Below are 19,755 nucleotides of genomic sequence, written 5' to 3'. Positions count from 1 at the left end.
GGGTAGCACCGATGAGTCAGCACAGTGAGGCAGACGACCAGCCGGACCGGGTGGCGGTCGTCGGGATGGCCGGGCGGTTCCCCGGCGCGGACTCGGTGGCCGCGCTGTGGCGGCTGCTCACGGCGGGGGAAGAGGCGGTTACCCGCTTCACGCCGCAGGAGCCGGCCGCCGCCGGGGTTCCCGCCGACCTCGCCGGCGACCCCGCCCACGTCCCGGCGAAGGGCGCGCTGTCGGACGTCGAGGGGTTCGACGCCGAGCTGTTCGGCTACAGCGCGGCCGAGGCGGCGTTGCTCGACCCGCAACACCGGCTGTTCCTGGAGTGCGCGCTCACCGCCGTCGAGGACGCGGGCCTGGTCCCGGATCGCGGTGCGCGCCGGACCGGCGTGTACGCGGGTGGCATGTTCAGCAGCTACCTGGCGCACAACCTGCTACCGCGGCCCGACCTGGTCTCCACGCACGGGATGCCGATGGTGTTGCAGGCCAACCTGCCCGACCAGCTCGCCGCGCGGGTGGCCTACCAGCTCGGCCTGCACGGCCCCGCGGTCGGCGTGCAGACGGCCTGCTCCACCTCGCTGGTCGCGGTGCACCTGGCCGCGCAGGCGTTGCTGGCCCAGGAGTGCGACGTGGCGCTGGCGGGCGGGGTGACCGTGACCGTGCCCGCACGCGTGGGCTACCGGCACACCGAGGGCGGCATGGAGTCCGCAACCGGGCGCTGCCGCCCGTTCTCCGCCGAGGCCGACGGCACCGTGTTCGGCAACGGCGTCGGGGTGGTGGTGCTCAAGCGCCTGACCGACGCGCTCGCCGACGGCGACCCGGTGCACGCGGTGTTGCTCGGCTCGGCCATCAACAACGACGGCCACCGCAAGGTCGGTTACACGGCCCCCAGCTACCGGGGGCAGGTGGAGGTCATCCGGGAGGCGCTGGCCATCGCCGGCGTCGACCCGGCCACGGTCGGCCACGTCGAGGCGCACGGCACCGGCACGCCGCTGGGCGACCCGATCGAGGTCGCCGCGCTCGCCGAGACCTACGGCGCGGCCAAGCCGGCCGTACCGAGGGCGCTGGGCTCGGTGAAGTCCAACCTGGGGCACCTCGACGCAGCCGCGGGCATCACCGGTTTGATCAAGACGGTGCTGATGCTGCGCCACGGCCGCGTTCCGGCCAGCCTGCACGCCGACCCGACGCATCCTGAGCTGGACCTGGTCGGTGCCGGGTTCTTCGTGCCGGGACGGCTCCAGGACTGGCCGGTGATCACCGGGCCGCGCCGGGCCGCGGTCAGCGCGTTCGGCATCGGCGGTACCAACGCGCACATCGTGCTCGAACAGGCGCCCGCCCGCGATCCGCGTGCCCCCGTCGAGACCGGTCCCGTGGTGCTGCCGCTGTCCGCCGCGTCGAGCGCCGCCTTGGCGGCGATGACCGGACTGCTGGGCGCGCACCTGGCCGAGCACGGCGAACTCCACCTGGCCGACGTCGCCCACACCCTGCGCACCGGGCGGCGGCAGTGGGCCCACCGCCGGGTGGTGGTCGCGGACAGCGTGTCCGCGGCGGTCGACGCCCTGTCCACCGCGGACCGCGCGAAGGTCGCGTCCGGCCGTGCGGAGGACGGCCCGGCCCGCCCGGTGTTCCTGCTGCCCGGACAGGGCTCGCAGTACCCGGGCATGGGCGCCGGGCTCTACCGGTCGGAACCGGTCTTCCGGGCGGCCGTCGACGAGTGCGCCGACCTGCTCGTCCCGCACCTGGGCCTGGACCTGCGAGCCGAGTTGTGGGCCGAGGACGACGGGCTGTCGCGCACCCGGCTGACCCAACCCGCCGTGTTCACCACCAGTTACGCCGCCGCGCGGCTGCTGCTGCACTGGGGCGTCACGCCCGCCGCGCTGCTCGGGCACAGCCTCGGCGAGTACACCGCCGCCTGCCTGGCCGGGATCTTCACCCTGCCCGACGCGCTGCGGCTGGTCGCCGGCCGAGGGCGGCTGATGGCCGCGATGCCGCCCGGCGCGATGCTGGCCCTGCCGCTGGACGCCGAGGCCGCCGCCGAGTTGGCCGGGCGGCACGGGCTGGACGTCGCCGCTGTCAACGGCCCCCGCAGCACCGTGGTGTCGGGTCCGATCGAGGCGGTGGTGGCCGCCGAGGAGACGGTGGCGACCCGGGGTCTGCGCGGAGTGCGCCTGCCCACCTCGCACGCCTTCCACAGCCGGCTCACCGACACCGCGCAGGAGGAGCTGGCCGCGCTGCTGGCGGAGGTCACGCCGCACCCGCCGACGATCCCCGTGCTGTCCAACCTCACCGGCGACTGGCTCACCGGGACCGAGGCGCTGGACCGGAGCTACTGGCTGCGGCAGATGCGCGCCCCGGTCCGGTTCCTGGCCGGCCTGACGGCGTTGGGCGGGTCGGACGCGCCCGCCGTCGCGGTGGAGGCCGGTCCCGGCGGGATGCTCACCGGCCTGGTCCACGCCGCACAGGTGCCCGGCCTGACCGCCGCCACCCCGCCGCTGCCGTCGGCGGCGGGCGAACCCGGTTCGGCGCGCCTGGCGTTCGGCAGCCTGTGGGCCCACGGCGTGCCGGTCGACTGGGACCGGCTGGGCGACCCCGGCGGGCGGACCGCGATCCTGCCCACCTACCCGTTCCAGCACCGCAGGCACTGGGTGGAACCCGCGGCGCGGGCGGCGGTCGGCGGGGACGAGGCCACCCTCGGCCGGTTCGGCTGGCGGGCCACCACCGTCGAGCCCGACGCGAAGCCCGTGCAGGGCAAGCGCTCCGCGTGGCTGCTGTTCCTCGACGCGGACGGCCGTGCGCAGGCGCTGGCCGACGTGCTCACCGCCGCCGGCCAGGTCGTCACCACGGTGCTGCCCGGGGCCGAGTACCGGCGGGTGCGGCGCGGGGTCTACGAGCTGGACCCGGCCCGGCCCGAGCACTACCGACAGCTGTTCGCCGAGCTGCGCGCACTCGTGCGCACGCCGAGCACAGTGCTGTACTGCTGGCCCCTGGCACCCTCGGCCGACGACACCCGCGACTACTTCGGCCTGGTGCGCTTGGCCAGGGCCGTCGCCGCCGAACGGGTCGTGCACGACCTGCGCCTGGGCGTGGTCACCAGCGGCGCGTTCGCGGTCACCGGGGCCGAGCACGCCGACCCGGTCGCCCGCATGCTCAGCGGCCCGGTGCTGGTGCTGCCCACCGAGTACCACAACCTCGACTGCGTGCAGCTCGACCTGCCCGCGCACGCCGACGGCGTGGACGAGGCGACCGCCACCGCGCTGACCCGCGCCGTGCTCGGCGCGACGGACCCGGTGCTGGCGCTGCGCGGCGACCGGTGGTGGCGACGGGAACCCGCCCGCGCCACCGCGCCACCCGCCGATTCCGCGCTGCCGGTGCGCCGGGGCGGCGTGTACCTGATCGTCGGCGGCCTCACCGGCATCGGGGCGGCCCTCGCCGAGCGGCTGACCACCGGCCACGGGGCGACGGTCGTGCTGCTCAGCCGCAGCGCGCACGAGGACCACCCCACCGTGCGGGCGCTCGCCGACGCGGGCGCGACGGTGGCCGCCGAGCGGGCCGACGTGTCCGACGTCGTCGCGCTCACCGCCGCACTGGACCGGGTCCGGGCCCGGTTCGGCCGCATCGACGGTGTCGTGCACGCCGCCGGCGTGGCCGGCGGCGGCGCGGTGGAACGGCGCACCGACCTGGAGATGGCCGGAGTGCTCGCGCCGAAGGTCGCCGGCGCGCGCACCCTGCTCGCCGCGCTGCGTCCCGGGGAGGCCGACTTCGTCGTGCTGTGCTCCTCGCTGGCGGCTGTCGTGCCCACCTACGGCCAATGCGACTACTCGGCCGCCAACGCCTACCTGGACGGCTTGGCCGAAAGCCGGTCGGACGGGCGGCTCGTGCTGTCCGCGGCCTGGGACACCTGGGGGGAGACCGGGATGCTCCGCGACGCCGAGGTGCCCGGCGACCTCCGCGCCGCGTACGAGGAGGTGCTGGCGCGCGCGCTGACCACCGCGCAGGGGGTGCGTGCGTTCGAGGCGCTGCTGGCCGGGCGCGGCGGCCACGTGCTGGTCGCGCGGGCCGGGATCGGCGAGCCGCTGGACCTCGGTGCGGACGGGCCGTGGTCCACCGGCGGCGGTGTGACCACCGCACCGCGCCCCGACCTGGCCGAACCGTACGTCGCGCCGCGGGGCGAGCTGGAGGCGCAGCTCGCCGAGCTGTGGCAGGAGCTGCTGGGTGTGGACGACGTCGGCGTGAACGACAACTTCGTCCAGTTGGGCGGGCACTCGCTGATGGCGGCGCAGTTGGCGGCCAGGGTGCGGGCCGCGTACGAGATCGAGATCCCGGTCCGGGTGTTCTTCGAGGGCGCGACCGTCGCCGGGCTGGCGACCATGGTGGAGGAAGCCGTGCTGGACCAGTTGGAGCGCTCGTGACCGAGTCCACCGGAGACCGCTTGGCGCGGCTCACCGACGAGCAGCGCGCCGAGTTCGGGCGCCGCATCCGCCGTTCGCCGGCCGCCGCGCGCACCTCGTCCGGGCCGGTCATCCCGCGCCGGAACCCGGACGAACCCGCGCCGCTGTCGTTCGGGCAGCAGCGCCTGTGGTTCGTGGAGCAGTTGCAGCCCGGCGGTGCGGCCTCCAACGAGTACGGCGTGCTGCGGATGACCGGCCCGCTGAGCGTGCCCGCCCTGGAGCGGGCGGTGGCCGGGGTGGTGTCCAGGCACGACGTGCTGCGCGCGGTCGTCGCCGAGGACGACGGCGTCCCGGTCCAGCGCGTGCTGCCGGGCACCGGCTTCCGGCTGGTCGTGGTCGACGCGCCGGGTGCGTCCGAGGAGCTGCTGACCCGGCTGGCCGCACGGGAGGCGGCCCGCCCCCTGCCGCTGGCCACCGGTCCGCTGTTCCGCGCGGTGCTCCTGCGCACCTCGCCCGAGCACGCCCTGCTGCTGGTGGTCAACCACCACCTGGTCGGCGACGCCTGGTCGCGGGCCGTGCTGGTGCGGGAGGTCGCGGCGGGCTACCGGGCCGCGCTCCTGGGCGGCCCGGAACCGGCGGTGCCGCCGCTGCGCTACGCCGACTGGGCGGCCTGGCAGCAGGAGACCCTGACCGACGCGGCGCTCGCCGGGGACATCGCCTACTGGCGCGACCGCCTGGCGGACGCGCCGCCACTGCTGGAACCCGCCGCCGACCGGCCCCGGCCCGCCGTGCCCACCGGTCGCGGCGGCCGGGTGCACGTCCGGCTGGACCCCGGGCTGACCGAGCAGGTCGAGCGGATGGCGCGAGCCGCCAACGCCTCGCTGTTCATGGTGCTGCTGGCCGGCTGGAAGGCGGTCCTGTCGCGCTGGTCCGGGCAGCACGACGTGGTCGTGGGCACGCCGGTGGCGGGCCGGCGGCTGCCGGAGGTGGAGAACCTGGTCGGCATGTTCGTCAACAGTCTGGTCCTGCGCACCGACCTGGCGGGCGACCCGTGCTTCACCGACCTGCTCGGGCGGGTCCGGGAGACGGTGCTGGGCGCGCTGGCCCACGACCAGTTGCCGTTCGAGCGGCTGGTCCGCGAGCTGCGCCCGGTGCGCGACGTCGGCCACGCCCCGGTGTTCCAGGTCCAGTTCGGCTTCCGCAACGTGCCCGACGTCGACTACGACCTGCCCGGCGTGCGGGTGGCGTCGGTCGACGTGGACTACGGGCACGCCCGCTTCGACCTGGCGGCCGACTTCGCCAAGGAGGGGCGGGAGGTCGTCGGGGTGCTGGAGTACAGCACCGACCTCTTCGACGCCGGGACCGCGGCGGCCATGGCCGAGCTGTTGGTGGAGTTCCTGCGGCGGGCGGCGGCCGACCCCGACCTCCCGCTGTCCCGGCTGCTGCTGCCGACCGCGCGGGAACTCGCGGCGCTGGCCGACTGGAACCGCACCGCGGCCGAACCGGCGGACGGGGTGCTGAGCGGTCTGTCCGGCCAGGCGGCCACCCGGCCGGACGAGGTCGCGTTGATCATCGACGAGCACGAGCTGACCTATCGCGACCTGGCCGACCGGGTCGAGGTCCTGGCGGGCGCGCTGCGCGCCGCGGGCGTCGGACCGGGCAGCCGGGTCGGTCTGGTGCTGCGCCGCACCGCGGACCTGGTGGTGGCCATGTTCGCGGTGCTGCGCTCGGGCGCGGCCTACGTGCCGCTGGACCCGGCCTACCCCGAGGAACGCCTGCGGTACATGGCGAAGGACGCCGAGCTGGCCCTCGTGCTGGTGCACGAGCCCACCGCCGGGCGCGCGCTGAGCGACGTGCCCGTTCTGCACGTCGACCGGTCCACCGCGCAAGCGGACACCGGGGGCGGCGCCCCGAACGGGTGGGCCGATCCGGCGGCGGAGGAGACGGCCTACCTCATCTACACCTCCGGTTCGACCGGCACGCCCAAGGGCGTCGTGCTCACCCACGGGAACCTGCGCAACTTCCTGCGCGCCATGGACGACCGGTTGGGCGGCGGCGCGCCGGCCACGTGGCTGGCGGTCACCAGCGCGTCGTTCGACATCTCGGTGCTGGAGCTGCTGTGGACGGTGAGCCGGGGCCACCGCGTGGTGCTCGCGCCGGACACCCGTGCCCGGCGCGGGCCGGAGCTGAGCCTGTTCTACTTCTCCAGCGCCTCGACCGAGCCCGGTCCCGAGCAGTACCGGCTGCTGTTCTCCGGCGCGGAGTTCGCCGACCGCAACGGTTTCACGGCGGTGTGGCTGCCCGAACGGCACTTCCACGAGTTCGGCGGCCCGTTCCCGGCCCCCTCGGTGCTGGCCGCGGCCGTCGCCGCGCGCACCGAACGGGTGCACGTGCGCGCGGGCAGCGTGGTGCTGCCGCTGCACCACCCGGTGCGCGTGGCCGAGGAGTGGTCGGTGGTGGACAACATCTCCGGGGGCCGCGTCGGGGTGTCGTTCGCCTCCGGCTGGCACCTGGACGACTTCGTGTTCAACCCGGAGGGTTACGCCGACCGGCACCGGCTCACGGTGGAGGGGATGGACCGGGTGCGCGCGCTGTGGCGTGGCGAGGAGGTGCCCTTCACCGCCCCCGGCGGGCGCGAGTTGGGCGTCTCGGTGCTGCCGCGCCCGGTCACCCGGGAGCTGCCGGTCTGGCTCACCTCATCCGGCAGCGTCGACACCTGCCGCGTCGCGGGCGAGCGCGGCGCGGCCCTGCTCACCCACCTGCTCGGCCAGTCGGTACCCGAGCTGACCGGGAAGATCGCGGCCTACCGCGAGGCGTGGCGGGCCGCGGGGCACGTCGGCCGGGGGCACGTGACCCTGATGCTGCACACCTTCGTCGGGGCCGACGACGAGGAGGTCCGCGCGCGGGCCTGGCGACCGTTCCGCGACTACCTGGGCTCGTCGCTCGGCCTGATCGCCAACCTCGCCAAGGGGATGGGGCTGGACGTCCGTTCGGCCGACTTCGGCGACGACGACCGGGAGGCGCTGCTGGACCACGCCTGCGCCCGCTACTTCGGCGGTGACGCGCTGCTCGGGACGGTCGACTCGTGCGCCGCGCTGACGCACGCCCTCGGCGCGGCCGGGGTCGACGAGCTGGCCTGTCTGATCGACTTCGGGGTGGACGTCGACGCGGTGCTGGACTCGCTGCCCGCGCTGGCCGAGGTCCGCGCCCGCGCCGCCGCCGGGACACCGGAGGAACCCCGGCTCGCGGAACTGGTCCGCGCGCACGGGGTCACCCACCTCCAGTGCACCCCGAGCCAGGCCAGGGCGCTGCTCGCCGAGGACGACGTGGCCGCGCTGGACGGGCTGGAGGTGCTGGTGCTCGGTGGCGAGGCGCTGGACCCGCACCTCGTCGGGCAGTTGCGCGCACACACCTCGGCGCAGGTGCACAACATGTACGGCCCCACCGAGACGACCGTGTGGTCCACCGCCGACCTGGTGGACGGGACCGAGGTGACGATCGGCAGGCCGCTGGCCAACACCCGGCTGCACGTGCTGGACGAGCGCGGCGACCCGGTGCCGATCGGCGTGCCCGGCGAGCTGCACATCGCCGGCGCGGGCGTCGCGGCGGGCTACTGGCGCCGTCCCGCGGCGACCGAGGAGCGGTTCCCGCCCGACCCGGCCGTGCCCGACGCCCGGATGTACCGCACCGGCGACGTCGTCCGGTTCGGTCGGGACGGTCGGCTGCGCTACCTCGGCCGCACCGACCACCAGGTGAAGGTGCGCGGGTTCCGGATCGAGCTGGGCGAGGTCGAGGCGGCGCTGTCGGCGGTACCGGGCGTGGCGGCGGCCGCGGCGGCGGCGCACGGGCTCGGCACGGCGGCGGCGGCGCTGTCCGGCTACGTCGTCCCGGCACCGGGAGTGCCGCTCACCGGCGGCGCGGTGCGCACGGCGTTGGTCGACGTGTTGCCCGCGCACCTGGTGCCGACGCGGGTCGTCGTGCTGCCGTCGTTGCCCCGCACCCCCAACGGCAAGCTCGACCGCGCTGCGCTGCCCGGACCGCGGGACCGGCAGAGGGGTCCGAACGTCGGCGGGACACCGCTGTCGACGCCGTTGGAGGAGCGGATCGCCGCGATCTGGCGGGACGTGCTCGGCGTGGCCGAGGTCGCCGCCGACGAGGACTTCTTCGAGCTGGGCGGCCACTCCATCCTGGCCACCCAGCTGGTGGCCCGCCTGCGCCGGGAGCTGGCACCCCACCTGCCGCTGCGGGTGATCTTCCAGTCCCCGACGGTCGCCGGCCTGGCCAGGGCCGTCGCGGCGGAGTCCGAGGACCGGGCGAGCCGGGCGACGGCGGTCGTGCCGCCCCGGCTCGCCACCGGCGACGCCGGTCCCGACGTCGTGGCCGGGCAGGCGGGGGAGATCCGAGACCTGGAGTCCGCGCCCGCCTCGTTCGGGCAGGAGCGCATGTACCTGGCCGCCCAACTGGCGCGGGGCGTCGACCCGCACCACATCACCGGCGTGTTCCGGATGCGCGGCCCGATCGACGTCACAGCGCTGGACCGGGCGCTGCGGGCACTGGTGTCCAGGCACGAGGTGCTGCGCACGGTGCTGCGGCTGGACGGCCGCGGCGAGCTGCGCCAGGTCGTCCGCTCCGGCTCGGACTTCGGGCTGGAACTGGTCGACGGCGACGGGATCGACCCGGGCCGCGCGGTGGCCTGGGCCGCCGAGTTCGCCCACCGCCCGTTCGACCTGGGGCGGGGCCCGGTGCTGCGCGCCGCCGTCCTGCGCCTGGCCGCCGAGGACCACCTGTTCACCCTGGCGGTGCACCACATCGCCGCCGACGGCTGGTCCATGGAGGTGCTCCAGGATGACCTGGCCACCCTGTACCGCTGCTTCGCCACCGGTGTGGAACCGGACTTGCCGCCACTGCCCGCGCGCTACCTGGACTTCACGCGCTGGCAACGGGACTGGCTCAGCTCGACCGCGCTGGACCGCCAGCTCGACTACTGGCGGCGGGCACTGGCCGGCGTCCGCCCGCTGCGCCCGCCCGAGCCGCCCGGCGGAGCCACGACGGGCACGACGGGCACGACGGGCACGACGGGCACGACGGGCACGACGGGCACGACGGGCACGACGGTCGAGCGGATCAGGCTGGACCAGGCAGGCACCCAGCGGCTGACCGAGTTGTCGCGGGCCGAGGAGGGCACCCTGTTCATGGTGCTCCTGGCGGCCCTGGGCGCCGTCCTGTCGCGCTGGAGCGGCCGGACCGACCTGGTGATCGCCGGCCCGGTGGCCGGCCGGGGCCAGGTCGAGTTCGAGCGGCTGGTCGGTTTCTTCGTCAACACCGTGCCGCTGCGCGTGGACGTCTCGGGCGACCCCACCGTGCGCGACCTGGTGCGGCGCACGAGGGACAGCGCGGTGGAAGCTTTGACCTACCAGAACACCCCGTACGAGAAGGTCGTGGAGGAACTCGCACCCTGCCGCGTCCAGGGACGCCAGCCCCTGACCCCGGTGATGCTGGTGATGCGCGAGGCGATGCGGGCGTGGACAGCCGACGGTGAGGTCGAGATGACCGAGGTCGAACTACCCCCCACCCCAGGCGACTTCGAACTGCTGGTCGACGTGTCCCGGGGACCCGAGGGCCTCACCGGCTACCTGGTCGCCGACACGGGCTTCCTCGCCCCGGACACCCTGGCCGCCGTGAGTCGTGCACTCCACCACTTCCTGGAGGCCGCGCCGACCCGGGCCGACCAGCCGCTGTCGGCAGTGCTGGGGGAGCAGGACGGTCTGACGTGACACGCGCGGTCGAACCGACCGCGTCGCACCCTTCCGAACGCGCCCGCGAACCCCGCCGAAACCGCTCACATCGGACCACAGGTCATCGGAGCTTCGCGACGTGAAGCAGTAGTCCTCGCGTTCGTCATGACTTCGTCATGACGAACGGCCGGGTCGAGGGTGAACTGGCGCGCGAGTGCCGCTCGACGCCCGTTCGATCAGATGGATCTTCGAACCCGGTCTGCCGTGGTGCCGACCGCGCGGCTGATGAGGTACGAGCACGTCGTTGCCGGTCGCCCAGGTCACTTGACTCGTGAAAGATCTGTTGCCGAGTGCGAACGGTCGGGAGTGGTTCGAAGCCGACGTCGGTCTGGACAGCGGGATAGGCCGCAACAAGCAGCCCGGTCATCGACTCGTGTACTCCAATGACGGACTGGTCTACGTGACCGCTGATCACTATCAGAACTTCTACCAAACTGCCCAACTGGGAGTGAGTGACCGGAATGGATGTCGAGTTGGACGGAGCGAAGGTGACATCCCTGGCGGAGTTCCACGCCGAGATGAGCCGGCTGCTCGACTTGTTGCTGATCAGGATCAAGGAGTTGGTGTGGTCGAGGATGTACGCCGTGCCCTGATGGAGGGACAGCACTCTGTTCCTGCCGTCGGGTCTGTGGTCGCTGGGCGAGGAACCGACCTGCCATTCGTCGTGGTGGACCGCGACGGGCACGAGGTCAAGTCGGTCAGCGCCTATCTACGGGATCTCATGCTGGGAGATGCCAGCCCGTTGACGTGCCGAAGCTACGCGTTCGATCTGTTGCGGTGGCACCGCCTGTTGTGGCTATTGGAGACTCCGTGGGAGAAGGCCACCGAAGCCGAGGTCGCGGTGCTGGTGGGCTGGCTGCGGGAGGCGGCCAATCCGCAGCGGCGCCGCCGACTGCCCGATTCGGCTCCACCGGGTTCGGTGAATCTCAACACCGGCAAGCCGTCGCTGCGGGCGGGCTACGCGCCCAGGACGATCAACCACGCGCTCACCGTGATCGGCGGCTACTGCCGCTACCACGCCCGCTTCGGGGCCGGCCCGGTGCTCAACCCCGTCCCGGTGTCGGCTGAGCGCAGGCGGACTCTGGCACACCGCTCTCCTCTGGAGCCGACGCCGGTGTTCCGCCGGGCCAGACTGCGGCAGCGGATTCCGGCGCAGGCCCCGCGCGCGATACCCGACCATCGGTGGGACGAGCTGTTCGCGGTGATGGGCTGCGACCGCGATCGCGCCCTGTTGGAGTTCTACGTGTCCTCCGGGGCCAGGGCGAGCGAGCTGCTGGGGATCGACCTGGAGGACGTCGACTGGGCTGGCCAGCTCGTCTACGTGATCAGCAAGGGAACCCGGGAGCGGTGAGCCGTGCCGGCGTCCCCGGACGCCTTCCGCTATCTCGGCAGCTATCTGGCCGTCGATGGGCTTCCAGCGCCAGGCCAGCCGGTCTGGCGCACCCGGCGCGGGGGCCAGAGGCCGCTGACCTACTGGGCGATGCGACGCATCCTGCAACGGGCCAACGAGAAGCTGGGCACCAACTGGACCTTGCATGACGCCCGGCATACGGCGGCCACCAGGATGGCCGGCGACGAGCGGCTCACGCTCGCCGAGGTGCAGACGATCCTGCGTCATGCGCACCTGGACACCACCGGCCGGTACCTGACCGCGCGGGTGGAGGACATGCACGACAAGCTCACCGAGCACTACAACCGGCCCCGCCCGCAGCGCGTCTACACCGCAGGCTACGACCCCGACGACATCAAGGCGGTGTTCGGTGCCTGACCTCGGCGGCGCGACCCTCCAGAGCAAGAAGGGCATCAGCCGCTTCGTCAGCGTGAACGCCGCCCCCGCGCCTCCGCCAGCGGTCCCTCCGCGCCCTCAAGGGGAACTGACGCGCGCCTCCATTGAGGACATCACGCAGGCGGTGCGCACGAGCTGGCCGACGAAGTCGGCGGACAACCGCTGGCGTCGAAGCCGTGGCACACGGGACCTTCTTCAGCACCTGAGTGGGTTCCCCGGCGAGACCTGGCAGGAGCGGTGGGAGGCCAGCGGGTTCAACGAGCCAGCGCGCCCCGTCTCGGTCCTGCGATCGGCGCCGAGGGAGAGGAGCCAGATCGGGACCGGCGCCGCGTGCCTGTTCTGCCTGCGCGTCATCCAGCCGTCGCTGGAGGCGTTCCGATCCAACCAGTTTCTCTATTACGGGAAGCGGTTCCTTGTCGCCCAGAACGACCCTCTGCTGGACAGGTTCTGGGCGCAGGTGCAGGCCACGCAGGTGAACCCGGTCCACCACGGCACCGCGTTGTTCGACGTGGCCGTCGCCCTGACCACCCAGGGCATCGCCCTGGCCGATCTGACCCCTGCGGCCCTGCTGCACTACGCCTGGGAGTGCCGCCGTCAGGGGTTGGTGCTCGGGGCGCGCGGTGCCGGCAGCCGGTTTCCAGGGCATCTGGCCTGGCAGGCGCTGCACGCCATGGGGCACTTCCCACCGCAGGGACCGTCGACGCTGAAGGCGGCGTTGTTGACCGGCCGGTTGACCGTCGAGGAGATGGTCGACCGTTACCCGATTCGCCAATCCGGCATCCGGCAGCTGCTGATCGCCTACCTGGAGCGCCGCCGACCCGAACTGGACTACTCGACGCTGGACAACCTTTCCCGGCACCTGGCCAGCCACTTCTGATCCACTGTCGAGAGACTCGCCCCCGGGCAGGCGGACCTGCGCATCGACGCCGAGCTTTACAGGACGTGGCGCGAGCAGGTCGCGGTCCGTGCGGACCGCAAGGGCCGCCGCGAGTTCGAGCCGATCCTGCGCGCCATCCGGGCCTTCTACTCCGACCTGCAAGCCTGGGCGGCCGCCGAACCCGAGCACTGGGCGGTCTGGGTGGCGCCCTGCCCCGCCGGTGACGCGGAGGTCCGCGGGTTCGGGGTCCGCAAGCGGCGTGTCAAAGAACGAATGGACGACCGCACCCGCCAGCGCCAACCATTGCTGGACACACTCGTGGGATACATGGAGGCCCGCTACGAGCACCTCCGCGCGCTGCTGGAGCGCGCCGACACCGCGGGCGGCGGGGAGGTGATCACTCTCGACGGCCGCGCCTACGAGCGTTTGTGGAGCCGGGTCGACGAGCGGCGGATCAGGCTCGGTGGCAAGGAGAACGTACGCGTCCTAGACCAGACATCCGGAAAACACGTCAACGTCGCAGCCGCCGAAGACGCCGCGTTCTTCGAGTGGGCGATCGTGGAAGTCCTTCGACACACCGGCATCCGAATCGAGGAGGCACTGGAGCTCACCCACCTCAGCGTCCGGCAATACCAGCGCCCCAATGGCGAAATCATCGCGCTGCTCGTGATCGCCCCCTCCAAGAGCGACCGCGAACGTGTCATCCCCATGTCCGCCGAGCTATTCAGCATCGCCGCTGCGATCATCCGTCGTCACACCCAGGACGGCCGTGCCATCCCGTTGCTGCCGCGTTACGACCCGCACGAGCGCCAGGCCAGCCCGGCGATGCCGTACCTGTTCCAACGCGAGATCGGTACCAACCAGGACGTCATCTCGCCCGCCACCGTGGTGAACATGCTGCGACGCCGGTGCGAGGAGCTCGCCGAGCGCCATCCAGGCTTCCTCACGACCTGCTTCACTCCTCACGATTTCCGGAGATTGTTCGCGACTGAGCTTGTGAACAACGGGCTGCCGATCCACATCGGCGCGGCCCTGCTCGGCCACTTGAATCTCGAAACCACACGAGGCTACGTCGCAGTGTTCAACGAAGACGTCGTCCATCACTATCAGGAATTTATTGGCCGACGCCGCAATTCTCGCCCGAGCGATGAATACCGGGACGTCACCGAGCAAGAGTGGTCAGAGTTCGAAGAGCATTTCGACAAGCGTAAGGTTGGGCTGGGCGGCTGCACGCGACCATATGGGACCCCTTGCCGGCATGAGCATTCATGTTTGCGTTGCCCAATGCTCGCAATCAACCCAAAAATGTTGCCACGGCTCGACGAGATCGAAGAGGACCTACTGGCCCGCCGCGCTCGGGCGGAACGTGAGAGTTGGCTGGGTGAGGTCGAGGGCATCGACCTCACCCTTGCCCTCCTCCGACAGAAACGGGAGGAGACCAACCGACTGGCCCGCATCGCGCCTGTCAATCTCGGCATCCCCAGCATCCAGCCGACTCCGGCGACCCGGCGAGTGAGGTCGACCTGAGATCGACCGCACACTCCAGTGCCTGCGCGACAAGCGCGCCGACGCCCTGCGGCTCACCCGGATCACCCGCCAGGTCGACCTCGGCATGCCCGCCGTCGGCGCAGTCCAATGACCGAGCCAGACGGATCGCTCCCGGCCGGCTGACTCGTGCCGGGGCCAATCCGCCTGAGAGCTGACGAAGACCGTCGAATCAGCCGTGCCAAACCGAAGATGGCGCTATGGGCTCACGCTGGGCAGTGTCCACCAGTTGTCCATGCGGGGAATCGGTGCGGCCTTCGGCCCTGCCTGCATGACGCGACTGACACGGAGGAGGAATGCGGCGATCCCGGCTGCACCCTGCATCCAGCCAACTCCCGCCGGAAGCAGGGGAGCTGGTGCACGGTGTTCGATGAACCGCCAGTAGGCATGAGATCCCTCGACCACGGCATTGTCGACCAGGGTGTCTGCCAACTGGAGAGCGAACTCCAGGTCGTCCGGGTCGCCGCTGCGATGCCAAGAGTCCAGGAACACCTCGCCTACGCCCGCAGTGCCGCAGCAACGTCCGTCGTTGTCCCAGAAGCCGGGGTAAAGGCGCGATGGCAGACCAGACGTGCGGACGCTGTGCAGGCACCGGCGGTGCCACACCAGCGGCGGCGCACCGGCCACCTCCGCCACGCCGGCTCGATGCAGGGCGAGGAAGAGCAGCGAAGTCCCGGTGGGGCCGTGGCACCAGCCGTAGCTGAACTCGTCCTCGTCGGCATGGTTGCCGGGTATGCGGCGAGGCACGACGAAACCTGGACCGTCCGTCTTGCCCAGTGCCACCAGATGTTCCGCACCGCTTACCGCGGCCGAGATCAGGTCCGGCCGGTCGAGCTCGGCACCGGCCAGCGCGAGCGTCGTCGCGATGCCCGCGAGACCGTGCGAGAAGTTGGGCGCCTGCCCGCCGGGATCGGTGCGGAAGCGCTGGGGTACGTCACGCCAGTTGACCCCGGTCTGTTCCTCCTCCCGCTCGGCCATGAGCACGCCGACGGCGTGTTCTGCGAGGGCGTGCGCGCCCGCCACGTTCATTCGCCCCGCCCACAATGCGCCCAGCAGGACTCCGGCCGTGCCCAGCACCACATCGTGGACGCGGGTGCCGGGCAGGAACCGCGGTGGGCCAAGGGATGTCTGAGGCCAGCCATCAGGTGCGGCGAGCACCATCAGCCGGTCCACGGCCGCATCCGCTCCGGCAGCATCGAGCGCGGTCAGCACACCGATCGTGCTGACCAGCCCGTTGAAGAAGCTGTAGTCGGTCGTGGTGGACACCGCACCGCGCAGCCGCTCAACGACGGCGTCCGCTACGCGCTGCTCTTCAGCAGTCCACGGACGAGAAAGCCGGATCTCGATCAGCGCATGAGCCAGACCGCCGACCCCGTAGTACATGCCGTCCCGGTACTGCGGCACCAGCGGACCGGACACCGATTCCGGGATCCACAACCCATCCTCCCACCGCACCTGGTCTAACACCCACCGCCACGCGGCACCAGCAACACGCTGGCATGTCTCAGCGCTACGCAAGATCACCCGTCAATAGTGGCACTCCATCGGCATTACAGGACGCTGTGCGATCGTCTGGTGGCACGGTGCGGATGTGAAGGCGAGACGACGGCTCCTTGAGCATCTGAACCGATCAACCCGGCGTGTCCTCTTGCTTGGTGCAGAGAAGGCTGCTGTGGTTGCTCGGCGTGCGGTGGGAGCAGGCGACGGAGTCTGAGGTCGCGGTGTTGGTCGGGTGGTTGCGTACTGCGGCGAATCCGCAGCGTCGTCGTCGACCTGGATCGACCGAGCCCGGAGCCGTCGATCTGCGTACGGGGAAGGCCAGCCTGCGGGCGGGCTACGCCGCAACCACCATCAACCACGCGTTGTCGTCGGTCAGCGGCTTCTACGAGTACCACGGGCATCATGGCCGTGGTCCCGTGGTCAATCCGGTTCCATCCTCGCCGCAGCGGCGTCGTGCGCTGGCGCACTTGAGCCCGCTGGAACCCAAGCTGGTCGTCGGGCGAGCGCGCCTTCGGCAGCGGGTGGCCGATCGTCCACCGAGGTCGATCCCCGATCGTGCTGGAGTTCTTCGTCACCAGCGGTGCCCGTGCCACCGAACTGCTCGGTGTCCGGCCCGAGGATGTCGACTGGGTGGGCCGGCGGATCTACGTGGTGTCCAAGGGCAGCCGCGAGCGGGAGGCGGTCCCGGCTTCGCCGCAGGCGTTCGTCCGGCTCGCGCTCTACTTCGACGAGATCGGGACACCGGCCACCGGTGAACCGGTCTGGCGGACTCGCCGCGGTGAGAATCGTCCGCTCGGCTACTCGGCGATGCGACGGGTGCTGCAACGGGCGAACGCCCGGCTGGGCACGAACTGGACCTTGCACGACATGCGCCACACCGCCGTCAGCCGCATGGCCAACAGCGGGAAGCTCACCCTGCCGGAGGTCCAGGCGATCCTGCGGCACGCGAACATCCAGACCACGGGCCGCTACCTCGCCGTCGGTGTGGAAGAGCTGTTCGACAAGCTCACCGAGCACTACGCCCGGCCGCGACCGGAGCGCCAATACCTTTGGGCTACGCCGCTGCCGACATTCAGGCGGTGTTCGGTGGCTGAGCAGGGGGTCCGCCCGACGACTGGGCTCAGCAGGCGTCACGGCCCGGTCATCGCCGAACTCGGCTTCGCCAGCCGGTTCGTGTCCGGCAAGATCAAGGCGGAGGCGGCGGTGGTCACAGCGCCGCCACGCCCGCACGGTGACCTGAGCACCACCGGCATCGAAGCCATCGCCCGGCTCGCCATCGCGACCTGGGACGGCGCCGAGGTCACGCGTCAGCAGCGTGGTCAGGCGACACGTCAAGTGCTTACCTACCTGACCGAGTTCGACGGCGACACCTGGCAACAACGCTGGGACTCCAGCCCTCTGGGACGGGCCGAGATCCAGGTCAACTCACTGGGTCACGGCGCACCACAGGGCTCGCTTACGGGCCGGGTCTGCGGTCGCTGTTCTGCCTCCGCGTGATCCAGCCGACCCTGTTGGCCCTCCGCACGAACTTGTTCACCGACTACGCCTCCTTCTTCATCGTTGCCCAGGCCGACCCGTTGCTCGACAAGTTCGCCGAACTCGCTGCCGCACACGACATGTCCTGGCTACACCGCCGCGAAGCGGTGTTCGACGTGTGCTGCGCCCTCACCGTCCAAGGCGTCGCCCTGGCCGACCTCGCCCCGGCGGCGCTGATCCACCACGGGCACGAGACGCGCGGGGTGAAGCGGCCATGCGGCCAGGCAAGAGGGACGCGAACCGGTTCGTCGGACCATCTGCCTGGAATGTCCTGCACCGCATGGGGCACTTCCCTGACGGGACACCCTCGACCATGCGCGCCGCGTTGCACCGCGGTCAAGATGCCAGAGGGACTGGCCGAGGAGCTCGCGAAAGCGGACCGGCTGGGTGTCAAGCCGGTCGCCCCCGGCACAGCGGAGTTCGACGTCGTCATCGACAACGTCGTGGTCAAGTGGGCGGTCCGCGAGGATGGCAGTCTGGTGGTCGTGCCCAAGAACATCGACGGAGCCGGCGAGATCTCGCACTCGGTCCTCACCCGCGGGGCACCGGTGCGCGCGGCGGGCGAGGCATCCATCGGCGGCAACGCCCAGATCGGGTACTTCGGGCTGAAGATCACCAACCACAGCGGCCACTTCTGGCCCTCCCTGGAAAGCCTCCAGATCGGGTTGGACGCGTTCGCCGCGGCGGGGGTGAGGTTCTGATGGTCAGTCCGGACGAGCTGGTCAAACTCGACCTGCGGAGCCTCGCCACGCGTCTATCCGGCGGATCACCTGCCCGGTCCGAACTGGGGACGCAGGAGTGGCTCGCCGTGGTGCAGCTGTTGACCGCCGACATCATGCACGACGCCGCAGGACTGTCCCGAGAGGACTGGACGCTCGTCGCGCGGGCGTACGACTACGCCGTGGACACGGCGATCGCCGCAGGCGACTTCGACCACCGGGAGAAGACGTACCGAGCCCTGCACCTGTCCTCCGACCTGCTGGGGCAGGTGCCGCCGAATCCGGACGTCGAGTTGCTCGACCCGCACCGGATGACCGACGTGCTGATCCGGGAGCTGCCGATGCCGGTCGAACAGGCCCGGGCACTGGCCAAGCGGTGGATGACGCTGGAACGCTCCGAGATCCTGCGTCTGCGCATCGCCAAGGATTTCCTGCGCCCCGGCCTGAAACTGGCGCACCGGGCCTACGGCGAACAACTGCCTGAACCGTTGAAGTCATGGGAGGATGTCTTCCCTTCACTGCCTTGAGGTAATAGGTTGGCCTACTGCGGAATGTGTAGACCTCCTGCGCGTTAGACTATTCGAGCCGCGTTTTTCGGGCCTGGGCGCGGACAGATGGAAGGCGATTGACGTTGTGGGCATCGTCATGTCCCGGCCGGCCGGCGAGTGTGTTCTCCTGATTCTGCTTCAAACGGGGTTCGATCCGCATTCGGCAGTAGCCGTGCGAACCCCTCCGGCAATCTGTTGTAACGGGGTGTGGTGTTGATGATCGGCGGTGTTCTCCTCGTCGGCGTAGTGGGCGCTGTAATGGCGACGGGAGGAGCGCTGGCGATCGCCGGCGCGCAGACCGCCGCCGACGCCCAGTCCTCGCTGGTGGAGGATTTCTCCTACCCTGGGGCGGACGTCGTCTGGGAACAGCGCAACATCCGTGTGATCCGCGGCGACGGCCGTCTCGTGATGACCACGTGCGGCAGTCCGGGGCTGATCGAGGTACGGCGGTCCAACGCCACCCTGGACAAGGACGTCGCCTGGCGCGGGCACTACTGCTTCAAAGCCACCGGGCCCAGTGGCCGGTTGGAGGTCGAGATCCCCGACACCTTCCAGTTCAACGGGTTGGCCGAGCGCCGGGTCGACGTGGTCGCCAAGGTGGACGACAAGATCGAGAACAAGTCGGGTGTCAAGGACATCTGGACCGGCATCGGGGTCGCCGACGACCAGGAGGGTAAAGGTCCGGCGATCTTGCTGGAGATCAAGGTCTCCTGACTGTTCGAAGCTCGGCTCACCACCGGTGGCACACGCCCGACGGCGTGACCTGGCACGACACCGACGAGTGATAAGGGGCTCGTTGTTCTCGTCGATCTTGCCGACAGTAACGTCCACGTCGTGGCCGTCAGGGCGTTGTCCGGTTTGAACATCAAGCGCCTGTCACTTTCCCTTTTTGAATCCCGACTATGGTGACACATCCATGCATCTTCGACGTCATCGCCGACAGATTGGAACAGGGTTCTGCTCCGACTGTTGTTGCGTCTGATTTCGGTGTGCTGCGCTAGCCAGCTTGCTCGATCACACCTGAAAGGACCTGAGCGTACCTGAAATGACCTTCAGGTACGGCGTCC

At 71.2% G+C, this 19,755-nt stretch carries 11 protein-coding genes; 10 read left to right on the top strand and 1 reads right to left on the bottom strand.

Annotated features, from left to right (window positions below; all coding sequences use genetic code 11):
* Window positions 1-11 precede the first annotated feature (11 nt).
* From BN6_RS27270 to BN6_RS48115, 6 genes are all read left to right on the top strand, one after another.
* Window positions 12-4,403 carry a type I polyketide synthase gene (locus BN6_RS27270; RefSeq protein WP_015103030.1) on the top strand — a complete coding sequence of 1,464 codons (4,392 nt, stop codon included), beginning with the start codon at window positions 12-14 and terminating at the stop codon, window positions 4,401-4,403.
* On the top strand, window positions 4,400-10,156 hold the full coding sequence (locus BN6_RS27265) for a MupA/Atu3671 family FMN-dependent luciferase-like monooxygenase (protein WP_015103029.1): 5,757 nt from the start codon (window positions 4,400-4,402) through the stop codon (window positions 10,154-10,156). Before BN6_RS27270 ends, BN6_RS27265 begins: the two co-directional genes overlap by 4 nt.
* Before the next feature lie 586 nt (window positions 10,157-10,742).
* Window positions 10,743-11,528: a tyrosine-type recombinase/integrase gene (locus BN6_RS48130; RefSeq protein ID WP_015103027.1), complete on the top strand. Its 786-nt coding sequence runs from the start codon at window positions 10,743-10,745 to the stop codon at window positions 11,526-11,528.
* A gap of 3 nt (window positions 11,529-11,531) precedes the next feature.
* Window positions 11,532-11,945, top strand: a complete 414-nt coding sequence (locus tag BN6_RS48125) for a site-specific integrase (protein WP_015103026.1) — start codon at window positions 11,532-11,534, stop codon at window positions 11,943-11,945.
* Entirely contained in the window at window positions 11,938-12,840 is a 903-nt protein-coding gene (locus BN6_RS48120) for a hypothetical protein (RefSeq protein WP_015103025.1), read from the top strand. The genes BN6_RS48125 and BN6_RS48120 overlap by 8 nt, the downstream gene beginning before the upstream one ends.
* Window positions 12,841-13,113: 273 nt before the next feature.
* Entirely contained in the window at window positions 13,114-14,367 is a 1,254-nt protein-coding gene (locus BN6_RS48115; protein ID WP_197540199.1) for a tyrosine-type recombinase/integrase, read from the top strand.
* A 216-nt stretch (window positions 14,368-14,583) separates the two neighbouring features.
* Here BN6_RS48115 and BN6_RS27250 read toward each other — a convergent pair whose 3' ends face one another.
* Window positions 14,584-15,822 (bottom strand): lanthionine synthetase LanC family protein, encoded by a 1,239-nt coding sequence (locus tag BN6_RS27250; protein WP_148303033.1) that lies wholly within the window; start codon window positions 15,820-15,822, stop codon window positions 14,584-14,586.
* 618 nt (window positions 15,823-16,440) lie between these two features.
* Here BN6_RS27250 and BN6_RS49135 point away from each other — a divergent pair.
* From BN6_RS49135 to BN6_RS42490, 4 genes are all read left to right on the top strand, one after another.
* Window positions 16,441-17,382 (top strand): tyrosine-type recombinase/integrase, encoded by a 942-nt coding sequence (locus BN6_RS49135; protein WP_015103022.1) that lies wholly within the window; start codon window positions 16,441-16,443, stop codon window positions 17,380-17,382.
* The gene (locus BN6_RS48105; RefSeq protein WP_015103021.1) at window positions 17,379-18,122 is read left to right on the top strand and encodes a hypothetical protein; all 744 of its coding nucleotides are present in this window, start codon (window positions 17,379-17,381) and stop codon (window positions 18,120-18,122) included. The genes BN6_RS49135 and BN6_RS48105 overlap by 4 nt, the downstream gene beginning before the upstream one ends.
* A gap of 119 nt (window positions 18,123-18,241) precedes the next feature.
* Window positions 18,242-18,667 carry a hypothetical protein gene (locus BN6_RS27235; RefSeq protein WP_231904758.1) on the top strand — a complete coding sequence of 142 codons (426 nt, stop codon included), beginning with the start codon at window positions 18,242-18,244 and terminating at the stop codon, window positions 18,665-18,667.
* A 228-nt stretch (window positions 18,668-18,895) separates the two neighbouring features.
* Window positions 18,896-19,402 (top strand): hypothetical protein, encoded by a 507-nt coding sequence (locus BN6_RS42490; protein WP_148303032.1) that lies wholly within the window; start codon window positions 18,896-18,898, stop codon window positions 19,400-19,402.
* Window positions 19,403-19,755 lie beyond the last annotated feature (353 nt).

The organism is Saccharothrix espanaensis DSM 44229 (assembly GCF_000328705.1).
GTDB lineage: Bacteria > Actinomycetota > Actinomycetes > Mycobacteriales > Pseudonocardiaceae > Actinosynnema > Actinosynnema espanaense.
Note: the sequence above shows the minus strand (reverse complement) of the source record. Positions and strands in the feature narration are given on the sequence as shown.